Below are 339 nucleotides of genomic sequence, written 5' to 3' on the forward strand. Positions count from 1 at the left end.
TAGGAGTAGGGTCAATGGCCGTACAAAAGAGCAAGAAATCACGTTCAATGCGTGGCATGCGTCGTTCACACGATGCGCTAACTACAGCTGCACTTTCTGTAGATGCAACTTCAGGTGAAACTCACCTACGTCACAACGTGACTGCCGAAGGTTTTTACCGTGGCAAAAAGGTTATCAACAAGTAAGGTTGACCTTTGCAAACTATAACCGTTGCGCTTGATGCAATGGGCGGGGACTTCGGTCCTCGTGTTACAGTGCCTGCCGCCGTGCAGGCACTGTCGTATTTCCCAGAGCTCAAAGTTATATTAATCGGTGATCAACCCTCGATCACGACTCAAT

The 339-nt window shown here is 48.7% G+C and carries 1 protein-coding gene and 1 pseudogene; both read left to right on the top strand.

From position 1 onward, the window contains the following. Nucleotides 1-14 precede the first annotated feature (14 nt). Nucleotides 15-185, top strand: a complete 171-nt coding sequence (gene rpmF, locus BCU12_RS10945; RefSeq protein WP_004737376.1) for a 50S ribosomal protein L32 — start codon at nucleotides 15-17, stop codon at nucleotides 183-185. Nucleotides 186-194: 9 nt separating this feature from the next. Next, nucleotides 195-339: pseudogene (locus tag BCU12_RS10950) on the top strand (phosphate acyltransferase); the annotation flags it as partial.

Origin of the sequence: Vibrio sp. 10N.261.55.A7 (genome assembly GCF_002877365.1) — a bacterium.
Lineage (GTDB): Bacteria > Pseudomonadota > Gammaproteobacteria > Enterobacterales > Vibrionaceae > Vibrio.

Bases quoted from the DNA above. Each gene is read 5' to 3' on its own strand.
- rpmF (WP_004737376.1), top strand. From the start codon at position 15: ATGGCCGTACAAAAGAGCAAGAAATCACGTTCAATGCGTGGCATGCGT.